24 protein-coding genes are annotated in these 22,244 nt (G+C 64.3%); 12 read left to right on the plus strand and 12 right to left on the minus strand.

The features are described from left to right. Window positions 1-3: 3 nt before the first annotated feature. From fdxA to J2S32_RS10445, 6 genes are all read left to right on the plus strand, one after another. A complete protein-coding gene (gene fdxA / locus J2S32_RS10420; protein WP_253520928.1) occupies window positions 4-342 on the plus strand; it encodes a ferredoxin FdxA in 339 nt (112 codons plus the stop codon). A gap of 12 nt (window positions 343-354) precedes the next feature. Continuing rightward, on the plus strand, window positions 355-1,137 hold the full coding sequence (locus tag J2S32_RS10425; RefSeq protein ID WP_253520931.1) for a YihY/virulence factor BrkB family protein: 783 nt from the start codon (window positions 355-357) through the stop codon (window positions 1,135-1,137). A gap of 227 nt (window positions 1,138-1,364) precedes the next feature. Then, complete coding sequence (locus J2S32_RS10430) at window positions 1,365-1,898, plus strand: CarD family transcriptional regulator (protein ID WP_050601467.1); 534 nt, start codon at window positions 1,365-1,367, stop codon at window positions 1,896-1,898. A 156-nt stretch (window positions 1,899-2,054) separates the two neighbouring features. Further along, entirely contained in the window at window positions 2,055-2,792 is a 738-nt protein-coding gene (locus tag J2S32_RS10435; protein WP_253520936.1) for a head GIN domain-containing protein, read from the plus strand. Window positions 2,793-2,913: 121 nt separating this feature from the next. Next, window positions 2,914-3,726: a head GIN domain-containing protein gene (locus J2S32_RS10440; protein WP_253520939.1), complete on the plus strand. Its 813-nt coding sequence runs from the start codon at window positions 2,914-2,916 to the stop codon at window positions 3,724-3,726. Between the two features lie 53 nt (window positions 3,727-3,779). Further along, the gene (locus J2S32_RS10445; RefSeq protein WP_253520943.1) at window positions 3,780-4,112 is read left to right on the plus strand and encodes a hypothetical protein; all 333 of its coding nucleotides are present in this window, start codon (window positions 3,780-3,782) and stop codon (window positions 4,110-4,112) included. Here the strand turns inward: J2S32_RS10445 and J2S32_RS10450 are convergent. Further along, complete coding sequence (locus J2S32_RS10450; protein ID WP_253520946.1) at window positions 4,109-5,038, minus strand: L-threonylcarbamoyladenylate synthase; 930 nt, start codon at window positions 5,036-5,038, stop codon at window positions 4,109-4,111. The genes J2S32_RS10445 and J2S32_RS10450 overlap by 4 nt on opposite strands. Before the next feature lie 47 nt (window positions 5,039-5,085). Between J2S32_RS10450 and J2S32_RS10455 the strand changes: the two genes are divergently transcribed. Further along, window positions 5,086-6,825, plus strand: coding sequence for an acyl-CoA dehydrogenase (locus J2S32_RS10455; protein ID WP_253520949.1), 1,740 nt, complete (start codon window positions 5,086-5,088; stop codon window positions 6,823-6,825). Window position 6,826: 1 nt separating this feature from the next. Here the strand turns inward: J2S32_RS10455 and J2S32_RS10460 are convergent, their stop codons facing one another. Continuing rightward, on the minus strand, window positions 6,827-8,287 hold the full coding sequence (locus tag J2S32_RS10460; protein WP_253520952.1) for a PQQ-dependent sugar dehydrogenase: 1,461 nt from the start codon (window positions 8,285-8,287) through the stop codon (window positions 6,827-6,829). Window positions 8,288-8,363: 76 nt separating this feature from the next. Here J2S32_RS10460 and J2S32_RS10465 point away from each other — a divergent pair, with 76 nt between their 5' ends. Continuing rightward, window positions 8,364-8,846 (plus strand): GAF domain-containing protein, encoded by a 483-nt coding sequence (locus J2S32_RS10465; RefSeq protein ID WP_253520955.1) that lies wholly within the window; start codon window positions 8,364-8,366, stop codon window positions 8,844-8,846. 124 nt (window positions 8,847-8,970) lie between these two features. Continuing rightward, a complete protein-coding gene (locus J2S32_RS10470; protein WP_253520959.1) occupies window positions 8,971-9,921 on the plus strand; it encodes a glycine zipper 2TM domain-containing protein in 951 nt (316 codons plus the stop codon). 54 nt (window positions 9,922-9,975) lie between these two features. Here the strand turns inward: J2S32_RS10470 and J2S32_RS10475 are convergent, their stop codons facing one another. The 6 genes from J2S32_RS10475 to J2S32_RS10500 are packed head-to-tail and all read right to left on the minus strand — an operon-like array spanning window position 9,976 to window position 15,828. After that, window positions 9,976-10,950: a ParB/RepB/Spo0J family partition protein gene (locus tag J2S32_RS10475; protein ID WP_253520963.1), complete on the minus strand. Its 975-nt coding sequence runs from the start codon at window positions 10,948-10,950 to the stop codon at window positions 9,976-9,978. Continuing rightward, complete coding sequence (locus J2S32_RS10480; protein WP_253520966.1) at window positions 10,947-11,738, minus strand: ParA family protein; 792 nt, start codon at window positions 11,736-11,738, stop codon at window positions 10,947-10,949. The genes J2S32_RS10475 and J2S32_RS10480 overlap by 4 nt, the downstream gene beginning before the upstream one ends. Continuing rightward, window positions 11,735-12,370: a 16S rRNA (guanine(527)-N(7))-methyltransferase RsmG gene (gene rsmG, locus J2S32_RS10485; RefSeq protein WP_253520969.1), complete on the minus strand. Its 636-nt coding sequence runs from the start codon at window positions 12,368-12,370 to the stop codon at window positions 11,735-11,737. Before rsmG ends, J2S32_RS10480 begins: the two co-directional genes overlap by 4 nt. After that, window positions 12,367-14,217: a tRNA uridine-5-carboxymethylaminomethyl(34) synthesis enzyme MnmG gene (gene mnmG, locus J2S32_RS10490; RefSeq protein ID WP_253520971.1), complete on the minus strand. Its 1,851-nt coding sequence runs from the start codon at window positions 14,215-14,217 to the stop codon at window positions 12,367-12,369. The genes rsmG and mnmG overlap by 4 nt, the downstream gene beginning before the upstream one ends. Window positions 14,218-14,277: 60 nt before the next feature. Then, complete coding sequence (mnmE, locus tag J2S32_RS10495; protein WP_253520973.1) at window positions 14,278-15,549, minus strand: tRNA uridine-5-carboxymethylaminomethyl(34) synthesis GTPase MnmE; 1,272 nt, start codon at window positions 15,547-15,549, stop codon at window positions 14,278-14,280. Between the two features lie 15 nt (window positions 15,550-15,564). After that, window positions 15,565-15,828, minus strand: coding sequence for a DUF6489 family protein (locus tag J2S32_RS10500; RefSeq protein WP_253520976.1), 264 nt, complete (start codon window positions 15,826-15,828; stop codon window positions 15,565-15,567). 96 nt (window positions 15,829-15,924) lie between these two features. Here J2S32_RS10500 and J2S32_RS10505 point away from each other — a divergent pair, with 96 nt between their 5' ends. From J2S32_RS10505 to J2S32_RS10515, 3 genes are read left to right on the plus strand one after another with little or no spacing between them, the layout of a single operon-like run. Next, a complete protein-coding gene (locus J2S32_RS10505; protein WP_253520978.1) occupies window positions 15,925-16,623 on the plus strand; it encodes a dienelactone hydrolase family protein in 699 nt (232 codons plus the stop codon). After that, a complete protein-coding gene (locus tag J2S32_RS10510; protein ID WP_253520980.1) occupies window positions 16,623-18,239 on the plus strand; it encodes an FMN-binding glutamate synthase family protein in 1,617 nt (538 codons plus the stop codon). Before J2S32_RS10505 ends, J2S32_RS10510 begins: the two co-directional genes overlap by 1 nt. Further along, the gene (locus tag J2S32_RS10515; RefSeq protein WP_253520982.1) at window positions 18,236-18,637 is read left to right on the plus strand and encodes a nuclear transport factor 2 family protein; all 402 of its coding nucleotides are present in this window, start codon (window positions 18,236-18,238) and stop codon (window positions 18,635-18,637) included. The genes J2S32_RS10510 and J2S32_RS10515 overlap by 4 nt, the downstream gene beginning before the upstream one ends. Here J2S32_RS10515 and J2S32_RS10520 read toward each other — a convergent pair. The 4 genes from J2S32_RS10520 to hemE all read right to left on the minus strand — a co-directional run bounded on the left by J2S32_RS10520 (window position 18,632) and on the right by hemE (window position 22,116). Then, on the minus strand, window positions 18,632-19,153 hold the full coding sequence (locus J2S32_RS10520; protein WP_253520984.1) for an AAA family ATPase: 522 nt from the start codon (window positions 19,151-19,153) through the stop codon (window positions 18,632-18,634). The genes J2S32_RS10515 and J2S32_RS10520 overlap by 6 nt on opposite strands. Window positions 19,154-19,166: 13 nt before the next feature. Then, window positions 19,167-20,432 (minus strand): transcription termination factor Rho, encoded by a 1,266-nt coding sequence (gene rho, locus J2S32_RS10525; protein WP_253520987.1) that lies wholly within the window; start codon window positions 20,430-20,432, stop codon window positions 19,167-19,169. A gap of 181 nt (window positions 20,433-20,613) precedes the next feature. Beyond that, window positions 20,614-21,057, minus strand: coding sequence for a CopD family protein (locus J2S32_RS10530; RefSeq protein WP_253520990.1), 444 nt, complete (start codon window positions 21,055-21,057; stop codon window positions 20,614-20,616). Window positions 21,058-21,090: 33 nt separating this feature from the next. Next, the gene (gene hemE, locus J2S32_RS10535; protein ID WP_253520993.1) at window positions 21,091-22,116 is read right to left on the minus strand and encodes a uroporphyrinogen decarboxylase; all 1,026 of its coding nucleotides are present in this window, start codon (window positions 22,114-22,116) and stop codon (window positions 21,091-21,093) included. Window positions 22,117-22,244 lie beyond the last annotated feature (128 nt).

Here is a 22,244-nt window from a genome sequence, read left to right on the forward strand (position 1 = left end):
CCCATGACCTATGTCGTCACCGATGACTGCATCAAGTGCAAGTACACCGACTGCGTCGAGGTCTGCCCGGTCGACTGCTTCTACGAGGGCGAGAACATGCTCGTCATCAATCCCAGCGAATGCATCGATTGCGGCGTGTGCGAACCCGAATGTCCGGCCGAGGCGATTCTGCCCGATACCGAGGATGGGCTTGAGAAATGGCTCGAACTGAACACCAAGTTCAGCGCCGAATGGCCGAACATCACCCAGTCGAAGGAACCGCCCGCCGAGGCCGACGAGCACAAGGGCGAAGAAGGCAAGTTCGACAAGTACTTCTCGCCCGAGCCCGGCGAAGGCGATTGATCGCGCCGACGCGTGCTCGCTGATTTGAAGGCGGCCTGGCAGGCCGGCGACACCGACAATATCGGCATACTGGCAGCGGGAATCGCGCATTATGCGCTGCTCGCGCTGGTGCCTACGCTAGGCGCCATCGTCCTCGGATATGGCCTGTTCGCCGATCCGAAAACGGTGGCTGCGCATGTCGACTTGCTCGCGGGGAGGCTTCCCGCCGCTGCCGCCGAACTGATCGGCGGTCAGCTGGAAAGCGTTGCCCAAGGCGCGTCCGGAGCCAAGGGCCTCGGCCTGCTCGCTTCACTTGCGATCGCGCTGTTCGGTGCCCGCAATGGCGCGCGCTCCCTAATGACCGGGATCAATATTGCTAACGGCACCGATGGCACGCGCGGCTTCGTGAAGGGAAATCTGGTCGCGCTGGCGCTCACTGCAGCGGGCCTTTGCGGCTTTATCCTGGCGGCTGTCGGTAGCGCGGCGCTGGCTGGGATCGGCGGATTTTTCGGCGGTCTTGTCAGCCTTGCTTTTCTGTTGGCGATCGCAATTCTCGGCGCGGGCCTGTTGTACCGCTTTGCCCCGAACGGCCCCGCCCCGGCATGGTCAGCCATCTGGCCCGGCGCGATGACATTCGCATTCCTCTGGCTAATCGCAACCGCGGCGTTCGGTTTCTATGCGGCGAATTTCGGCAGCTATAACGCCACTTACGGCGCGCTGGGTGCGGTTCTCGCGTTGATCACCTGGTTCTGGGCCACCGGTTTCCTGCTGCTCTTCGGGGCCGAACTGACCGCACTCCGCAACCGCCGCCCCTAGGTGCCGACGGAACCTTTTACCGCAGACTCGCAATATTGCGCCGGCTGTGCTATATAATGCAACAACTGAGCCGGTTTGCTCCCGGCCAGGTGTGCGAATTGAAAGGGCAGGCCACCAGCAACGTCAGCTTCGGTCCCAGACCGCACTCCCTTATGCGGGGCTGCGGCCAAGGGGTTCCTTGACGCTGCTGTTTCCTAACGGCCAAGCCCGACGAAAGGAAAGATTGCATGGCAAGCAAGGCTGATGCCTTCGACGTTGGCGATTACGTTGTTTACCCCAAGCACGGCGTTGGCCGTGTGATCGAACTGCAGAGCGAGGAAATCGCCGGTATGCAGCTCGATCTCTATGTCCTCCGCTTCGAGAAGGAGCGCATGACGCTCCGCGTTCCGGTGAACAAAGTCGAATCGATCGGCATGCGCAAGCTGTCGAGCGACAAGACGCTCAAGGAAGCGATGGAAACGCTCAAGGGCAAGCCCAAGGTCAAGCGGACCATGTGGAGCCGCCGTGCCCAGGAATACGAAGCGAAGATCAATTCGGGCGAGATCGTCCTGATCGCCGAGGTCACGCGTGACCTGTTCCGCCCGGACGACCAGCCCGAGCAGAGCTATTCGGAGCGCCAGATCTTCGAAGCCGCCTCGAGCCGCCTCGCGCGCGAACTCGCCGCGATGGAGAAGACCGACGAGCCGACCGCGCTCGAGAAGATCCTCGACGTGCTGCGCGAGCATGCACCGCAATATTACGAGAACACCGAAGACGCGTAAGCGCGACGCTTCACGAACATGCAAAAGGGGGTGCCGCCGGGCGCCCCCTTTTTCGTTTCAGCGGTAATCCATCAAGCGACTACAACTGTCGACGAACGCGGTCGACATGGCAGGGCGAAGGTGGGAGCGTGGCGTCCAGCAATTCGGAGAACCGCCATGTTTCGTATCATCGCCGCCTGCACGCTCGGCCTCGCGGCCGTCACCGCCCTTCCCGCCAGCCCGGCCATGGCCGATAAGTCGTGGCGCTCCAGCCTGGACGATGCCGAACCGATACCGACCTCATGGGCCGCGACCGGTCGGTTTGCGCAAATCACGCTCGCAGGGAGCGACGAAGTTATCGTCACCCGCGGCGACCGCTGGCAGATTCGCGCAAGTGGGAGCCCGGCCGTGATCGCCGACCTGCGTTTCGAGGTCGAGGATGGCAATCTGCTGATCGGTCGTCGCTGGCGCCGTACGCCGGTCGCAGGTGTGGCCCGGATCGAGGTGGTCGCCCCCGATGTGGAAGCGGTCACACTGGCCGGATCGGGCATGCTGCGGGTCGACGCAATGAAGGGCGATGAGGTCGATGTCACCGTGGCCGGATCGGGTACGCTCGATATCGGACGGGTCGACGCCACCCGCTTGTCCGCGACGATCGCGGGGTCGGGTGATCTCGAAGTGGCGGGCCGCGCCGATCGCGGCCGGATCACCATCGCCGGTAGCGGCGGGATCGATGGCCGCCAGCTACAGGTAGGCGGTGCGAGCGTTTCGATCGCCGGGACGGGCAATGCCCGTTTCCGCGCCAACGGCCGCGTTTCCGCCAGTATCCTCGGCAGCGGTCATGCGCTGGTTACCGGTACCACCGACTGCACCCAGAGCCGCATGGGAACGGGCCATTTGACCTGCACACGCTGATCCCCCCGCGGAGGAGGCGATGGCTGGCGCGCCCGCCGCGCCTCCGCAACCCTTTCCCTTGATGAAGAGGTGTCACTGTATTATATGAGCAATACGGACTGCCACAGGAAAGGACATTACCGTGACGATCCATCGAATTCTCAAGGGCTTCGCCCCGCTTGCCGCGCTCGCCGGAGCAGCCCTTCTCGCCGGCTGCGATGGCATGAATATCAAGATTGGCGACAGCGAGGGCGTGCCGCTCGCCGAACTCGACATGAGTGGCCCCGCGCCGACCGAACTGGTTCTGGCCGGCCCCGATCGGGTCATCGTCACCGAAGGCGATGAGCTCGACATCACCGTCTCGGGCGACGATGGCGCAATCGAAGCGCTGCGGTTCTCGCTCGACGACGATTCGCTCGGTATCAGCCGCGAAAGCGATAGCTGGCGCGACAGGGGCGTCGCCACCGTCCGCGTGACCATGCCCAGCCTTACCGCGATGGTTCTGGCCGGGTCGGGTGATATCGAGGCAGCCTCGATGAGCGATGAGGCCGATGTCACCATCGCCGGTTCGGGCACCGCCAAGGTCGTACGGATGGACGCACGCTCGCTTGATCTTACCATTGCCGGATCGGGTGATTTCGAAGCCGCCGGCAGCGTCGGTGAGCTCGACATGACGATCGCCGGTTCGGGCCGAGCGCGCATGGCGGACCTCCAGGTCGGCAATGCCGAGATTTCGGTCGCCGGTTCGGGCGATGCCGAATTCTCCTCCGACGGGGCGGTCGAGGCCAATATCATGGGCTCGGGCACGATTACCGTGAATGGCCGCGCCGACTGTACCGTCAGTGCGATGGGCTCGGGCAAACTCAATTGCCGCGAAGTCCGCGCCGCGGACAGTGCTCCCGAGGCACCGCGCGCTCCCGACGGACCGGAAGCGCCCGAGGCACCCGAGGCGTAGTTCATCGACGGGTTAGCGATTATGGGCTAGGCGGCGCGGCGAAAGGAATTTCCATGCACCGCCTAGCCCTTCTTATCCTCCTGCCCGCCAGCGTGATGCTACCCGGCTGTCTTGCCAAGGCCGTGGTCGACGTCGCGACGGCGCCGGTAAAGGCGGTGAGCAAGGGCGTCGACCTTGCCACCACCAGCCAGTCCGAAGCCGACGAGAAGCGTGGCCGCGAGATCCGGCGGCGCGAGCAGCGCCTCGCCAAGCTTGAGCGCGACTATGAAAAGCAGCTCGACCAGTGCGAGGACGGCATTCGCCGCGCCTGCGACGAGGCGCGCGACACCTATGCCGAGATGCAGCAGATCATCCCGACGCTCCCCTACGAACCTGAAGACGATTAATCGGGCGGCGTCGCCGCGCGGCGCAGCCGGTCGTTGATCGCGATGCCGATCCCTGTTTGGGGGACCGGGGCAATGGCAATGCGCGGCTTGCCCGAGCGGGCGCCTTCGTGCAGGCAGGCGTAGAGACGCGCTGCCGCCTGCGTGAGATCGGCGCTGTCCGAAAGCGTGCAGTCGCCGCCAATCGCGCCGAAACCAATCCAGAACTCGTCTGGCGCAACTTCTGAGGCCATCAGACGCACCGGCTTTCCCGGTGCGTAATGGCTCGCGAGCTGGCCCGGCGCTTCGATCGAGCCTGCGTTCGCAGCCGCTAGCCCGAGATCGATCGGACCCGGGCGCAGAATTTCCACCGAGCCATCGCTGCGCACCGCTGCGATGGTGGACTCCAGCCCCCTGTCACAGTCCCCCCCGTCGAGGACCGCATCGATCCGGCCTTCGAGCGAGGCCAGGACATGCGTCGGCGAGGTAGGACTGATGAAACCGCTGCGATTCGCAGAAGGAGCCGCGAGCGGAAGACCGACCGCATCGAGCAGGCCGCGCATGACCGGGTGCGAGGGCATCCGCAGCGCCAGCGTATCGAGACCTGCCGTCACCGCATCGGACAGGTCGGCAGCACGGCGGCGCGGCAGCACCAGCGTGAGCGGGCCGGGCCAGTGCTGCTCTGCCATGCGTTCGGCGACGGGCGAGAATTCGGCCAGGGCACGCGCTTGCGCCAGCGATGCCACATGGACGATCAGGGGATTGTAGCTCGGCCGCCCCTTGGCCCCGTAGATCTTGGCGACCGCATCGTCGCTATCGGCGCGGGCAGCGAGACCATAGACCGTCTCGGTCGGCACGGCGACAAGCCCGCCATCACGCAGGATTTTCGCGGCGCGCGCGATGCCACCTTCCTCGACGTGAAGCGTTTCCGTAGCGTATTTGCCGCTCATGCCCACGCGCTATATCTGCCTGCGCACAAAGCCAAGAGGATACCACCGTGACCTATACCCCCGCCACGCAGGACCAGCTGCTTGCCATCCGCGTCAATGCCGGCATCGAGGAGCTTGCCCAGTCCGAAAGGTTTGCTGCCGCCGAGCCCGATATGGTCGAGGCGATCGTCGGCGGAATCGGCGAATTCGCGGCCGGCGAATGGGCCCCGCTCAACCGCGTGGGCGACCTCGAAGGCGCCAAGCTCGAGAACGGCGTGGTGCGCCTGCCCGGGGGCTTCGCCGAGGCCTATGAACATTATGTCGAGCAGGGCTGGAATGCGATCTCGGGGCCGGTCGAGTTTGGGGGTCAGGGTCTGCCCTTCACGCTCTCGTGCAATGTGCTCGAAAACCTCGGCACCGCTAACATGGCCTTCAACCTGCTTCCCATGCTCAGTGTCGGGTCGATCGAATCGCTCGAACATCACGGCTCGAAGGAGTTGCAGGAGAAATATCTGCCCAAGCTGGTCAGCGGCGAATGGTCCGGCACAATGAATCTGACCGAACCGCAGGCGGGCTCGGATGTCGGCGCGCTGCGGACGACGGCCCAGCCGATTACCGAGGGTGAGCATGCGGGCAAATACCGCATCAAGGGCCAGAAGATCTACATCACCTGGGGCGAGCACGAGCTGGCGAAGAACATCATCCACCTGGTCCTTGCGCGGCTGCCCGATGCGCCCGAGGGAACACGCGGCATTTCGCTGTTCATCGTCCCCAAATATCATGTGAAGGACGATGGCACCCCCGGGGAGCGCAACGATCTGCGCTGCGTCAGCATCGAACACAAGCTGGGCATCAATGCCTCGCCCACCTGCGTGATGAGCTATGGTGACAACAGTGAGTGTATCGGCGAACTGGTCGGCGCGGAGAACCGCGGGTTGATGGCGATGTTCACGATGATGAACAATGCCCGCATCAATGTCGGCAACCAGGGCGTCCAGATCGGCGAGAGAGCGACCCAGCAGGCGCTGAACTTTGCCAGGGAGCGCATCCAATCCGCGCGCGCCGGCTCACCCAACAAGGCGCCCGTATCGATCATCGAGCACCCCGATGTGCGGCGTATGTTGCTACGGATGAAGGCGCTGACCGAAGGCGCGCGGGCGCTGCTCTATTATACTGCGGGCCAGGTCGACCGGGGCACGCTGGGCGACGCGGCTGCGGGGGCGCGCGGCGAAGTGCTGACTCCGCTGATCAAGGCCTGGGGCACCGATATCGGGATCGAAGTCGCCAGCCTCGGCGTGCAGGTCCATGGCGGCATGGGCTTCGTCGAGGAAACCGGCGCCGCGCAGCATTGGCGCGATTCGCGCATCGCGCCGATCTATGAAGGCACCAATGGCATCCAGGCCGCCGATCTCGTCACCCGCAAACTCGGGCTCGAAGGGGGCGAAGCGCTTACCGGCGTGATCGCCGATGTGGCGCGCGACGCCGCGGACGAACCCGCGCTTGCCGCGCTCGCGGCCGATTGCGCGGCAGTGGCGCAATGGATGCGCGAGGATGCCAGCCTCGATGATCGTCTGGCGGGTTCGGTGCCGTTCTGCACCATGTTCGCCGTGGCGGTGGCCGGGGCGCAGCTTCTGCGACAGTTGCGCGCGGTCGAAGACGGCGCTGCCCCCGGAATTGCTGCCACCAAGGCGGCCAGCGTGCGCTTTTTCCTCGACCGCATCGTCCCCGAAGCCGCGGGCCTCAAGAGCGCCGCGATGGCCGGCGGAGAGGCGCTCTACGCGCTCTCGGCCGACCAGCTCGTGGGCTGACTTATTCCGCGGTTACCCGCCGCGCATAGTCATCCTCGCCGAAGGTCGCCTGCTGCCCGCGCAATTCGCGCTGCGGGGGCAGGCGGTCGCCGGTCACCCGTTCGATGCCCTGCTGCGCATCGGCACCGGGAGCGAAGACGCGCCAGATAATCCCGGCGGTGTCGTCCGATACGAGCAGCGATCCGTCGCCCGCCCATTCGACCCAGGTCGGGCGTCCGCGCGTCGTGCCGTCGTCCTGCAGGAAGCCCGTGAGCACGGGTACCGGCTTACCAACCGGATTGCCGCGCTCGTCAAAGGCGACATAGACCACGTCGTAGCCCGAGGGCGGCTTGCGGTTCCACGAGCCATGACGGGCGATCAATGCGCCACTGGCGAAGTTCTCACCCAATTTGGCGCCTTCGCGGCTGAAAACGAAGCCCAATGCAGCGACATGCGGTCCAAGCGCATATTCTGGCGTGCGCACATAGCTGATGGCCTGCGGGATCGGGTATTTGACCCGGCGATCGAAATTGTCGCCGTAATAGACCCAGGGCCAGCCATAATGCGCGCCCACGGGGACGTTGGTCAGGTAATCGGGTACCAGATCCGAACCGAGCATGTCGCGTTCGTTGACGGTGGTCCACAATTCCCCCGACCAGGGGCTGAAATCGAGGCCATTGGCGTTGCGCAGGCCCGCAGCGAAGACGCGCTGGCGGCCGGTTTCGAGATTGATTTCCCAGATCAGCGCGCGGCCTTCTTCGATCTCGAGCCCGTCCTCGCCGATATTCGACTTGGAGCCGACCGCCGCATAGAGGCGGTTGCCATCGGGATGGAGCGCGAGGTTGCGCATCCAGTGGCCGGTGCCCTCGGCGAGATCGGCGATCTTGCGGCCTTCGCCGGTCACCTGGGTCGCGCCGAGTTCGTAATCGAATGCCAGCACTTCGTCGTGATTGGCGACATAGAGCGTGTCGTCGCCCCAGGCGAGGCCCGAGGGCGAATCGAGATCGTCGCGCAGGACGAACCGGCCTTCGGCCACCCCGTCGCCGTCGCCATCGCGCAGCAGGACCAGCTGGTTGGCGCTATCGCCGCCCGCGCCCGCCTTGCGGAACAGGAAGCCGGCGATGAGGTCGCGCAGCCAATTGCTCTCGCCGCCGCCGAGTTTGGGCGATTGGGTCAGCGAGACCAGGATATCGCCATTGGGCAGCGCCTGCAGCGTGCGCGGATGGTCGAGACCATCGGCGAACCGCGTGACCGCAAGGCCTTCGGCAGCGGTCGGGACTTCATCCTCGGCCCATCCCACCGGTTCGGCGATGGCAACGGTCGGGAAGCTTTCGGCTTCAGGCTCATCGAGCGTGGGATCGGTGCCCACGGTCTCCTCGAAAGCGACATCGGCGGTATCGCCCCGGGTGAAGAAATAACCGGTGACCAAAACCACCAGCAGGATGACGAGGAGCGCGATGCCCAGCTTCTTGAGAATTCCCATGGCGCGGGGATAAGCGAGCCTTGCTGCGGGAGCAATGGCCCTTGCAGCGCGGCGCGCGCACGCTACATCGCGCGCCATGTTCGATTTCCGCCCCGATCCAGCGACGCCCAAGCCCGAAGCCTATAGCCAGCTGCTCGATGCGGCCGAAGCGCTGACTGCGGGCGAGCCCGATGCAGTCGCCAATATGGCCAATATCGCCGCGCTGCTGTGGGATTTCCTGCCCGATTTGAACTGGTCCGGCTTCTACCGCGTCATCGGCGACGAGCTGGTGCTTGGCCCCTTCATGGGACGCCCCGCCTGCATCCGTATTCCGATGGGCCAAGGGGTCTGCGGGGCAGCGGCGCGCGACGGTAGAACACAGCTCGTCGAAGACGTGCATGCATTCCCCGGCCATATCGCCTGCGATTCGGTCACCAATTCCGAACTGGTGGTCCCGGTGCTGCGGGACGGGGCAACCGTCGCGGTGATCGATCTCGACAGCCCCGCCAAGGCCCGGTTCGACCGCGACGATGCCAATGGTGTCGAGGCGTTGGCCCGCATGCTCGCAGACCGTATCTAAACTCCGCCGCCCCATTGCGGCACAGACGCAGGGGCAGCTTTTGCGCTCCGCAGGAGGGATGCTAAACAGGGCGTTAACGAAAGCGGCGCGGCGTGATCCCGAGTCGCCTGAAGGAGCCCCTGCTATGATCGCCCGCACTGCCCTTGCCCTGACTGCTTCCTGCTTGGCGTTTACGTCAGGTGCAGCCCTGGCGCAGGAAACCATGTCCTATGAGACCGGTCAGTACGAATATGCGCAGGCGCTGCCTGAGCTCGACGACGATGTGGTGACAGAAACCGTCACGAGCGAGCCGACCGGTGCGGCGCGCGTCATTCCTGCGCGGCAGACACCCCCGGTGTTCGTCAGCAAGCCGACGATCCAATCGATCGATCCCTCGGCCCCGGTCTACTACACCTACGAAGCGCCGAGCAGCGAAGCAGTCCCCGCCGCGCGGACGATCGCTGCACGGGGAACCGCCGCTACCGTGTTGCCGGTCCAGCCGACCTATATCTACGTCCAGCAAATGCCGCAGGTGGTCTATAGTTACCCGGCACCGGTCAGCTATGCCCCGCCGATTACGGGCGGCGCAGCGCGGGTGATTTATCCCGCCGGCACTCCGGCCCAGGCTGTTCCCGCCGAGTATGGTTATGGCGCCGCGCCAGCGCAGCTTCCCTTCGGGTCGCAAGTCGTTGCCTTCGATCGCAATGCATGGCTCGAGGAATGCCGTGCCCGGCTCGACACTTATGAGACGGACAGCGACCGCGGTGAAATTATCGGCGCGCTGGTGGGCGGCGCGGCGGGCGGTTTGCTGGGTAACCGGATCGCAGGACCCGGGAATCGCATGGCGGGTACCCTGATCGGTGCGGGCGCCGGCGCACTGGCCGGGATGGCCGCGGGTGACGCGATCGAGGACGGCAGTCGCCGCCGGACGAACAGCCAGGGCCAGTGTCAGGCCTATCTCGACGATTACATGCAGCAGGCGATGGCTAGCGCGGGAACTGTCCAGTACAATCAGGCGGGGCAGTATATGCTGATGCCGGTGACGGTCACCGTGCCGCAACGCGCGGTCTATCCCGACGGCACCCCCGCCAACTAGGCTCTTGCCGGTATCCGTCCGGGCAAGGCTTCATACCATACGGGGCTTACCCCACTAGATGTCGCCGCCCGTAAGCCTCTGACAAATAAGGTCTAATTGGTCGAGTGTGCGGAACCGGATAGTCACGCTTCCGGTATTGGGCGTCGCGTCGGTAGAGATCTTTACCGGCATCCCGAGAAATTCCTCGAGATGGCTCTGGACCGCGGCGATATCGGAATTGCCCCCTGTCTCGGGCCTGTCTCCCGATCCGCTCTCGGCGGTCTGCCGGGCGCGCGGCTTGCGGGTGAGCGCTTCCATCTCGCGAACCGAAAGACCTTCGGAAACCGCTTTCCTCGCCAGTTCGGTCGCCTCTTCGCGGCCGATCAAAGCGCGCGCGTGGCCCATCGACAACGAACCCTCGGCCAAAAATGCCAGGATCGTATCGGGTAGTGCGAGGAGGCGCTGGAAATTGGCCACGTGGCTGCGCGATTTGTCGACCAGCTTGGCGATCTCGGCCTGTGTCATACCCTCGTCATCGGAGAGTTTCTGATAAGCACGCGCTTCCTCGACAGGGTTGAGGTCCTCGCGCTGGAGGTTCTCGATGAGTGCGAGCGCCATCACCTCGCGCTGGTCCAGTTCACGCACCAGCGCCGGAATTTCGTGCAATCGCGCCTTCTGCGCCGCCCGCCAGCGCCGTTCACCCGCGACCAGACGGTAACGTCCCCCGCCCAGCGGAGAAACAATGATGGGCTGGATCACGCCGCGCGACGCGATCGACGACGCGAGCGATTCGAGCGCGTCTTCGTCAAAGCGGCTACGCGGCTGACCCGGCAATGGCTCGATATCGGCCACGGGGATCGAGGCAAGGCCCTCGGTCGGCGCGGTACGCGACTCGGAATGGTCCGCCGGCAAACTGCCGCCGGAGCCGCTATCCTGCCGTACGAGCGGTTCTTCGCGGCGCGTCTCTCCCAGCAAGGCACCAAGTCCCTTGCCGAGCTTCTTCTTGCGGTCGATCGTTTTTGCTCCGGTATTCGATGCGGTTTCGCTCATGCCGCCTTCCTCTTTTCGGGTAGTCGTCCGATCAGCTCGCGCGCGAGACCGATATAGGCGCGGCTGCCCGAGCAGTTGTGGTCATAGACCAGCGCGGGCATGCCGTGACTGGGCGCCTCGGAAAGCCGTACATTGCGCGGAATCACGCTGTCGAAGACGAGCTTGCCCAGGCAATCGCGCACATCGTCTGCGACCTGGTCGGTCAGCCGATTGCGCCGGTCGAACATGGTCAGAACGACGCCTACGATACCCAGATCGGTGTTGAACCCCTGCTGCACGCGCTCAACCGTCTGGAGTAGCTGGCTGAGGCCTTCCAGTGCGAAAAACTCGCATTGCAGCGGTACCAGAAGCGTGTCGGCTGCGCAGAGCGCGTTGAGCGTCAGCAGTCCGAGCGACGGCGGGCAATCGATGAAGCAGACTTCGTATCCGGCGAAACTACCCCGCTCCTGCGCCGACAGCGCTTTGCGGAGGCGTGCAGTGCGATCGACCACCGACACTAGCTCGACTTCGGCGCCTGATAGATCCTGCGTCGCGGGCACGATATCGAGACCCGGAATGTCGGTCGGCTGTGCACATTCAGCCAAAGTGGCCTGATCGAGCAGCAAATCGTAGCTGGTGTTTTCACGGTTGGCAGCCGCGATACCCAAGCCGGTGGATGCGTTTCCCTGCGGATCGAGGTCGATCAGCAGCGTCTTCCAACCCGTGGCAGCCATCGCCGTGGCAATGTTGATCGCGGTGGTGGTCTTGCCCACCCCGCCCTTCTGGTTGGCAATTGCGATCGTGATCATGCTTTGGCGCTCCACTTGCCGCGTCCGACGATGATTCCCGCTTCGGAATCGGTGTGCGATTGTTCCACGTGAAACATCGCGCGGCGATTCTTGGGCAGTTCGCTGACTTCTTGCGCTGCCGAACGCCCTTTGGGCAACACCCAGCAGGTGCTCCTTGTGGAGAAGCGCGCCGATAATGTGAGCAAGCGGTCGAGCGGTGCAAAGGCGCGCGCGGATATCACGCCGGCATCGAATGCTTTGACATTCTCCAGCCTGGTGCCCTCTATCCGGCAGTTTTCAAGGCCCATCAGGCTCACAGCCCGCGAAAGCCAGTCGACCCGGCGCTTGCGGGATTCCACCAGAACCACCAGCATGTCGGGTTTCATCGCGGCGATAACGAGCCCGGGGAAACCCGCCCCGCTCCCGAGATCGAGCCATGGCTGTGAGGCTGAGGGGGTGTCACACAGTCCCAGCAATTGCGCCGAATCGGCAATATGCCGCTGCCAGATCTTCGAAAGCGTGGGTTTGGCGACCAGATTCTGCAGCTGGTTCTCGACCGGAAGCGCCTGTGCGAGGCGGTCGAGGCGATCCATGGCCTCCTCGTCGCACATACCGGCGACAAAAGCGCGCGCATCGCTCTCCGAGGAAATCATGCGGCGCGGTCCAGCTTACGCGCATGCACCAGCAGCGCAGCCAGCGCCGCCGGGGTGATCCCGCGGATGCGCCCCGCCGCTGCCAGCGATTCAGGGCGGGCAAGCGACAGTCGCTCGATCATCTCGTTGGAAAGGCCCGGGACCTCGTCGAAGGGGAAGTCGCGCGGCAGGTGCTGCGCCTCGCTGCTGCGCAGATCGGCGAGCTCGGCGCGCTGACGGGCAAGATAGGGGGCGTAAAACGCATCCTCGGCCATCTCGACCGCGAGCTGATCGGACGGATCGACACCCTCCATCCACGGCGCGAGCGTTTCGAGAGTGGCATGACCGCCTCCCAGCCATTCGGCGGCCGGGCGCGGACCCGCGTCACGTTTCACGTGAAACCCCGCGTCGGACAGGACCTTGGAATGGATCGGCGTCGCAAAGCGCTCGGCGTAACGGTCCCGCCGGTCCTCGCGCCAGGCATACCATTCCCGCCGCTCTTCCCCGACCAGGCCACAAGCAACACCCAGCGGCGTGAGCCTGGTGTCGGCATTGCTTGCGCGCAGGCGCAGGCGGTATTCGGCCCGCGAGGTCAGCATGCGATAGGGCTCGGTGATCCCCTGCAGCGTGAGATCGTCGAGCATGACGGCGATGTAGGAATTGGCCCGATCGAGCGGTGCGGGGGCAACGCCCAGCACTGTTGATGCGGCATGCATTCCCGCCATCAGTCCCTGCGCTGCGGCCTCTTCGTACCCCGTCGTGCCATTGATCTGCCCGGCGCAATACAGGCCCGGGATAGCCCCAAGTTCCAGCCCCGAACTGAGCGCGCGCGGATCGATATGATCGTACTCCACCGCATAGCCGGGTACCGCCATCTCGACCCGGCCCAAGCCGTCCATCTCGCGCAGCATGGCGAGCTGGACATCGACCGGGAGCGAGGTGGAAATCCCGTTGGGATAAACCAGCGCGGTGTCCAGCCCTTCGGGTTCGAGGAAGACCTGATGCCCTTCGCGGTCGCCGAAGCGATGAATCTTGTCTTCGATCGACGGGCAATACCGCGGACCGGCGGCGCCGATTGCGCCGGAGAATAACGGCGACCGGTCGAGATTGGCGCGGATGATATCGTGCGCGCGCTCGTTGGTCCGCGTGATCGCGCAGAACACCTGCGGATTGCTACGCTCGGTAGTGAGCGAACTCATCGTCCAGGCTTCGCCATCGGACGGCTGTTCATCGAGCGAGGCCCAGTCGATGGTGCGCCCGTCGAGACGCGGCGGCGTGCCGGTCTTGAGCCGCCCCATCGGCAAATCCGCCTCGCGCAATTGGGCGGCAAGCCGATGCGCTGCCCCCTCGCCGATCCGGCCACCATCGAAACGCTCTTCGCCCCGGTAGAGAATACCGCCGAGAAATGTCCCGGTGCACAGGACAACAGCCTTCGCACCAAGAGCAGTGCCGTCCGCCAGTTCCAGCCCCGCGACACGATTTCCGTCGAACCGGAGCGCTGCCACCTCGCCTGCAATCAGATCAAGCTGCGGCTGCGATTTTACAATCGACTGGACCGCATCATGGAACAGCCGGCGATCCGCCTGCACACGCGGACCCCAAACGGCGCTCCCCTTCGAGCGGTTGAGCATCCGGTAGTGGATTGCGGCGGCGTCTGCCGCGCGGCCGATGACTCCATCGAGCGCGTCGACCTCACGCACGAGATGGCCCTTACCCAGCCCACCGATCGCGGGGTTGCAGCTCATTGCGCCGATCTTATCGAGGTCGAGGCTGACCATACCCGTGCGCGCGCCCATGCGGGCGGCCGCGCAGGCCGCCTCGACACCGGCGTGACCGCCGCCGACTACAAGGACATCGAGGGTTTGCATTGGAGGCGCGCCTTAGCCTTCGCCCAGACTCGCGTCAAAGTGCATGTTTCACGTGAAACACTACTTGCCGATGCAAAAGCGGCCGAACAGCGCGTCGAGCATCTCTTCGGTCGAATCGCGACCCACCAACCGATCGAGCGCGCGTCTTGCGCTGCGCAGGTTCTCTGCCGCCACGAGTAGGTCACCCGCGACCTCCACTGCTTCCAGATGTTCGGCTGCGGCGAGGGCCCATTGCTTCTGCCGACGATTGAACCCGACCTGGTCGACGGGCGGAAGCGCCTCCTTGCCCAAGGCCACCAGAAGGTCCAGCAACTCGCCAATTCCGGCACCGGTTACGGCCGATACTTTCAGACCCTCCGCGCCGGGGCAGCTCTCAAGGTCGCTTTTCGAATTGATCTGGATCGACCCGGCGGGCGCCTGCCCGGGCTCGCCTAGCCACAGGACGATCTGTCCCTCGCCTACAGCACGGCGTGCGCGGGCGATGCCGATCTCCTCAATCATACCCGCCCCTTCCTCGCGCATACCCGCCGTATCCACGAGGACGAATGGCACCCCGCCGATCGCAATTGGCCGTTCCAGCACATCGCGTGTTGTCCCCGCCTCTGCAGTTACGATAGCAGCTTCGTCAGCAAGCAACGCATTGAAAAGTGATGATTTACCCGCATTCGGTGGTCCGGCGAGGACGACTCGAATGCCGTCGCGCAGGCGTTCAGCCGCGGGCTGCCCGGCGATCCGCCTCATCTCTACTGCGAGATCGCCAATTTCGCCTTCAAAAGATGCCGGCAAACCCGCCACATCATCCTCGTCGGCGAAATCGATCACCGCTTCCACCGAGGCGGCGAGACCAAGTATCTGCTCGCGCCAGCTCTCGATCTGCCGGGATAGCGCGCCGCCCGCCGAAAGCAGCGCCCCCTTGCGCTGCAAGTCGGTTTCAGCTGCAAGCAAATCCGCAAGCCCCTCGGCCTCGGCGAGATCGATCCGGCCGTTGCTGAAAGCCCGGCGGGTAAATTCGCCCGGCTCCGCTTCGCGCAGGCCTTCCATGCGCCCGAGAGCAGCCGCGATCGCGGCTACGACCGCGCGGCCGCCATGGCAGTGAATTTCGGCCAGATCCTCGCCCGTGGCGGTAGCAGGTCCGGGAAACCACAGTACCAGGGCGACATCGAGCGGCTCGCCCGCACAATTGCGCAAGGTCCGCACGCGCGGCGAGCGCGCCGGGGGGAGATCGCCCGCCAGCGCGGCCAGCGCATCGCCCGCCTTCGGTCCGCTTATCCGGATGACACCGATCGCCGCCGGCGGTGCCCCGCTCGACAGGGCGAAAATCGTATCTTCCATCGCGCGCAGGCGCTCCTAGTCGTCGGCGGGAGTCTTGTCCTGCGAAGACGAGCGCGAGGCATTGGTGCCTTCCATGAAACTCTGGAACAGCTTGAACCCAGCCTGCCCCATCGGCGCAAGCTGCTTGGCGTATTCCTGCAGCTGCTCGTTGTTGTTCACGCCCTTCATCGCCTTGGACATCATGTCGACATAGACCGCATTCGCCTTGCCGACATCGGGAAGGCCCATGAAGGTCCGCGCCTCATCGGGCGTGCAATCGATTTCGATATGGACCTTCATCGCGCTTCCTCCGTTATGGCTTGCAAGACCCTATCTGGGTCCGCATCACGCGTCATGCAAGCATAAGACACCAATCGAAGCGAGGGAGCCCCGTCCATGAGCGAAACCGTCACCATCTCCACCCTGTCCGGCAACGAGACGTTCGCCGCCTACGTCGCGCGTCCGGCGAAGACGCCCAAGGCCGCCATTCTCGTGATTCAGGAGATCTTCGGCGTGAATGCGGGCATCCGTCGCAAATGCGACAAGCTGGCCGAGGAAGGCTATCTCGCGGTCGCGCCCGACCTGTTCTGGCGGCTCGAGCCCGGGGTCGAACTCGACCCCGATGTCGAACCCGAATTCCAGCGCGCGCTCGACCTCATGGGCAAGTTCAACCAGGATCAGGGCATCCGCGATATCGAGGCCACGATCCACCATATCCGCCGCGAGGAGGGTGTGCCCAAGGTCGGCTGTGTCGGATACTGCCTCGGCGGCCGCCTCGCCTATATGACCGCCGCGCGCACCGATGTGGACGCCAGCGTAGGCTATTACGGCGTGGGAATCGACGGCCTGCTCGACGAGAAGCACGCCATCGCACATCCGCTGATGCTGCATATCCCGACCGAAGACGGTTTCGTCGGCAAGGATACGCAAAAGGCCATGCATGCCGGGCTGGACGACCATCCAAAGGTCACGCTCCACGATTACGAGGGGCTCGATCACGGCTTCGCCACCGAATTCGGCAAGCGGCGGTCGGACGAGGCCGCACAATTGGCCGATAGCCGCAGTGCGGAGTTCTTCGCCAAGCACCTCGGCTGATGCAGAACAAGGCGCATATCCGCAGTTCCTCCGAACTGTTCATGCGGTTCGGGCCCACGCTGGTGGTGGCGCTGCTGACCGCGCTGTTTATTACGGTCGACTGGCTGCGCTGGGGGCTGGTTTTCACCGTGCCGCTGCTGCTGCTGGCGGTCTATGATTTCTTCCAGCGGCGGCATACGCTGTGGCGCAATTATCCGCTGCTCGCGCATGTCCGCTGGATCATGGAGGATTTGCGCCCCTATGCGCGTGCCTATCTGGTCGAGGGCGATCTGGAAGGGCGCCCCTTCAACCACCAGCAGCGCGCGCTGGTCTATGCCAGGGCCAAGGGCCAGCTCGACTCGCATCCATTCGGGACCGAGCTGGACGTCTATTCGGACGAATATGAGTGGCTGGCCCATTCGATGGCGCCCAATGCCCAGGCACCCTCCGAATGGCGCGTGGATGTCGGCAGCAGGCAATGCACCCGGCCCTATTCCGCATCCCTGCTCAATATCTCGGCGATGAGCTTCGGCTCTCTGTCGGCCAATGCGATCATGGCGCTCAACAAGGGAGCGGCCGCAGGGAATTTCTACCACGATACCGGCGAAGGCGGCATCTCGCGCTATCACCGCTCGCATGGCGGCGACCTCGTCTGGGAAATCGGCAGCGGTTATTTTGGCTGCCGGACCGAGGATGGCGCGTTCGATCCCGAGCGCTTTGCCCAAAGCGCCCGCGGCGAACAGGTCAAGATGGTCGAGATCAAGCTCAGCCAGGGCGCCAAGCCCGGCCATGGCGGGGTCCTGCCCGGCAGCAAGGTGACCGAAGAGATCGCCGCAGCGCGCGGGGTTCCGGTGGGGAGCGATTGCATCTCGCCCCCCGCGCATTCCACCTTCTCGACCCCGATCCAGATGCTCGAATGGGCCGCACAGCTGCGTGAACTGTCGGGCGGCAAGCCGGTGGGGATCAAATTATGCGTCGGCAAGCCGCATGAGGTCTTCGCGCTGATGAAGGCCATGCGCGAGACGGGGATCACGCTTGATTACATCGTCGTCGACGGTGCCGAAGGGGGCACTGGCGCCGCTCCGGTGGAATTCTCCAACCGCGTCGGAATGCCGCTGCGCGAGGGGCTTATCCTCATGCGCAATGCGCTGGTCGGCAGCGGTCTGAAGCCCGAGGTCAAATTGGTTGCTGCGGGCATGGTGCATTCGGGTGCGGGAATGGCAATGAATTTCGGACTGGGCGCCGACTGGTGCAACGCCGGGCGCGCCTTCATGTTCGCGCTGGGCTGCGTCCAGTCGATGAAATGCCATAACGACATGTGTCCGACCGGCGTGGCGACGCAGGACGCGACGCGGCAACGGGGCCTGGTACCGATGGAAAAGGCCGAACGTGTCGCGCGTTTCCAGCGTCATACGCTGCATTCCTTCCGGGAAATGATCGTTGCGATGGGGCTCGACAATCCGTGGCAGATCACGCCGGCGCATATTTCCGAACGCCAGAACAGTGCCCAATCGGACAGCCTCGACCACATCCATCGCTTCCTCGAGCCCGGCCGGTTGCTCGACTCCCCCGAAAGCACGCCCTATGCCACCGCCTGGGCCGCCGCACGGGCGGATACATTTGCGGAGGCAATATGACGGCGGAACAGGGCTTGAAGCGCTGGCACGAGGTGGTCGAAAACGGCAATTCGCCCGAAGCGCTGGCGGCGATCATCTACGAGGACGCGGTATTTCATTCGCCGGTCGTCCACACGCCGCAGCGCGGCCGCCCGATCGTGGTGGCCTATCTGTCCGCTGCAGGGCAGACGCTCGGCAACGACAGCTTCGAATATGTCCGCGAACTGGTCGATGGCGAGAATGCGATGATCGAGTTCAGGACCGAGATGGACGGTATCGAAGTCAATGGCATCGACCTCATCCGCTTCGATGAAGACGGGATGATCGTCGACTTCAAGGTCATGGTGCGGCCACTAAAGGCCGTGAACAAGGTCTGGGAGCAGATGGGCGCCATGCTGGAGCGCATGAAGGCGTCATAGGCGCGCAAGAATGAAAGACGCGCGCTCCTCGGCGGGGACCAAGGGCAGGTCGATCAACGCATAGCCATGGTCGCGCCAGGCCCCGCACACGGCCCGGTCGCTGGCAATGGCTTCCTGCCAATCCTGGATTCGCTCGTCGTCGGGCGTGTAGATCGCGCGCCACGGCGGCGCGCGAAAGATCGGCCCGTCGAAACGATATTCCTCGCAGGCCCGCGCAATCGCGTCGGAGACGGGGAGTCCCTCGACCCGCAGGAAACCGGCAATATCGGGGAAGCCGCGGTCGAACACGACCGGTCCGTCGACCCGCGTCTCGTCCCACGCCGCCAGTTGCGCCGAGAGCATTGCATCGGCGAAGGCGAGCGGATCCTCTTCGCGCAGCGCCATGCCGCCTGCAGATCTGAGGATCGTCCGCGCGACTTCCTCGACCGTAGTCACGCCGCGGCGCGAAAGCTCGGCCAGCAGCGTCGACTTGCCCGCCCCGGGAGCCCCTGTAATGGCGGCTCTCTGGACGGGCATCGCGTGCGAACCCTTACTGGTTCATCGTCGCGAAGAAGTCTTCGTTGGTCTTGGAATCCTTCATCTTGTCGAGCAGGAATTCCATCGCGTCGATCGTGCCCATCTGCATGAGGATACGGCGCAGGACCCACATTTTCGAGAGCTTGTCCTTCTCGACCAGCAGCTCTTCCTTGCGGGTACCGCTCTTGCCCACGTCGAGCGCGGGGAAGATGCGCTTGTCGGCGACCTTGCGGTCGAGCACGATTTCGCTGTTGCCGGTGCCCTTGAACTCTTCGAAAATCACTTCGTCCATGCGGCTGCCGGTATCGATCAGCGCGGTGGCAATGATCGACAGCGAGCCGCCCTCCTCGATGTTACGCGCCGCGCCGAAGAAGCGCTTGGGACGCTGCAGCGCATTGGCATCGACACCACCGGTCAGCACCTTGCCCGAGCTGGGCACCACGGTGTTGTAGGCGCGGCCGAGGCGGGTGATCGAATCGAGCAGGATCACGACGTCCCGCTTGTGCTCGACCAGGCGCTTGGCCTTCTCGATCACCATTTCGGCGACCTGCACATGGCGGTTGGCAGGCTCGTCGAAGGTCGAGGAGATAACCTCGCCCTTCACGCTGCGCTGCATGTCAGTGACTTCCTCCGGGCGCTCGTCGACGAGCAGCACCAGCAGGAAGACCTCGGGATGGTTGTCGGTGATCGCCTTGGCGATATTCTGCAGCAGCACGGTCTTACCCGTGCGCGGCGGGGCGACGATCAGCGCGCGTTGGCCCTTGCCCTGCGGACTGATGATGTCGATCACCCGTGCCGACTTGTCCTTGACGGTCGGGTCGAGCGTGTCGAGCGACAGCTTCTCGTCGGGATACAGCGGCGTGAGATTGTCGAAATTGGTCCGGTGGCGAACCGCGTCGGGATCGTCGAAATTGACCTTGTAGAGCGTCGTCAGCGCGAAATAGCGCTCGCCCTCACGCGGGGCGCGGATCTCGCCCTCGACCGTGTCGCCGGTACGCAGGCCCCATTTGCGGACCTGGTTGGGCGAGACGTAGATATCGTCGGGGCCGGCAAGATAATTCGCCTCGGGGCTGCGCAGGAAGCCGAAACCGTCCTGCAGCACTTCGATGGTGCCGATCCCCATGATCTTTTCTTCGTATTCTTCGTCTTCGGCGAGCTCGCGCAAAATGCAGAACATCAGGTCCTGCCGCCGCATGGTCGAGGCACCCTCGACCCCCAGTTCTTCGGCCATCGCGACCAGGTCTGCCGGGGTTTTCTCTTTCAAATCCTTGAGATGCATAACTTTTACTCGGTAATCGGTTGGATGGCCGGCAGGTCGGTGGGTCCTTCGACGGGCGCAGGACTGGGCTTGGGGAAAGCAGACCCGGTCCCGTCTGTGCGCGGGACCTGTAGCCGGTAGGTGGGATGCAATTACGGCGGCGCTGCGGGGCCGTCAATCGGCAATGCGACGGGCCGATCGCTCAGAAGGGTTTGACGATCACCAGCACGACGATGATCGCCAGCGCGATCCCGGGAAATTCGCCCCAGATGCGCAGCTGCTTCTCGGTCATCGGACGTTCGCCCGCGACCATCTTTTTCGACCGCGCAACCATGATCCCGTGAAACGCGGTCAGCAGCAGGACGAACAGCAGCTTGGCATGGAACCAGCCCTGGTCCCATGCGCCGATGGTCATCGCCAGCAACAGCCCGAGCACCCACACGACGATCAGGCTGGGGGTCAGGATGACCTTGCGCAGCAGGCCCATCCGCTTGCCCCACAGACCCGCTTCCGCGGAACCTTCGGTCGCCGGGTGCAGGTAGATCATCTGCCGCGGCAGCATGAACAGCCCCGCCATCCAGAACACCATGAAAATGATGTGCCCGGCCTTGAGCCACAGATAGGTCATCGCCAATACGTCCTGCATCGCCGGGTTATGTAGGCTGCGCGCACGCCTGCGTCACCCCTTGAAACCGCGCACGGTCGCGAGCAGCCGCTCGACATGCGCGATTGGCGTCCGGCGGTCGATCCCGTGACCGAGATTGAAGACATGCGGGCGGTCGGCGAAACACTCGAGGATGAAACGTACGCGCCGTTCCAGCCGATCGCTTCCCGCAAGCAGCAGCAGGGGATCGAAATTCCCCTGGACCGGCATGTCGCGGGGCAGTTCGCGGGCCGCCCATGCGGGATCGACCGTCTCGTCCACACCGACAGCCTGCACACCCGTCTCGCGGGCATAGGCGGGCAGTTTCTCCCCTGCACCCTTGGGAAATCCGATGATCGGGGTCGCGGGGTGGCGTTCGCGCAGGGCCGCGACGATCCGCGCATTGGGGGCGATCACCAGACGCTCGAATTCATCGGGGGCCAGGCTTCCTGCCCAGCTGTCGAACAACTGGACCGCTTCCGCACCCGCCTCGATCTGGCCGGAGAGATAGCTGATCGTCTCGATGGTGATGGCTTCGAGAATGGCGTCGAGCTTGGCCGGATCGCGATAAGCCATCGCGCGCGCCTCGTGCTGGTCGCGGCTGCCTTCGCCCGCCACCATGTAGGTCGCCACCGTCCACGGGCTTCCCGCAAAGCCAAGCATGGTCACCTCATCGGACAACCGCTCGCGGCATAGCCGCACGGTCTGGTAGATCGGCTCGTAGCGACTTTTGTCAGGCGTCAGCCCCGCCAGAGCGGCATCGACCAGCGGCGGTGACAGCTTCGGCCCCTCGCCTGCGAGAAACTCGAGATGCTGCCCCAGCGCATGCGGGACGATCAGGATATCGGAAAACAGGATCGCCCCGTCGAAACCGAAGCGGTCGATCGGCTGCAAGGTGATCTCGCAAGCCGCTTCGCTGTCATAGGCCAGCGCGAGGAATCCGCCCTTTTCGGCGCGTAACGCCCGGTATTCGGGCAGATAGCGACCCGCCTGCCGCATGAGCCAGAGGGGCACGCGATCGGCACGTTTGCCGTTCAGCGTATCGAGCAGGAGACCGGGCATCTCTGAGTCCAATCTAATAAATAATAGTATTTATAAAGAGGTTGTAGGTGTCTGTTGGCCCTGTGGATTTCAGGGATAAGTGGCCCCTGCCCGATTTCTCCCCCTCTGCAAAGGGTCGAGGCCGGTTG

The sequence above is a fragment of the Qipengyuania citrea genome (assembly GCF_024171405.1).
Taxonomy (GTDB): Bacteria; Pseudomonadota; Alphaproteobacteria; order Sphingomonadales; family Sphingomonadaceae; genus Qipengyuania; species Qipengyuania profunda.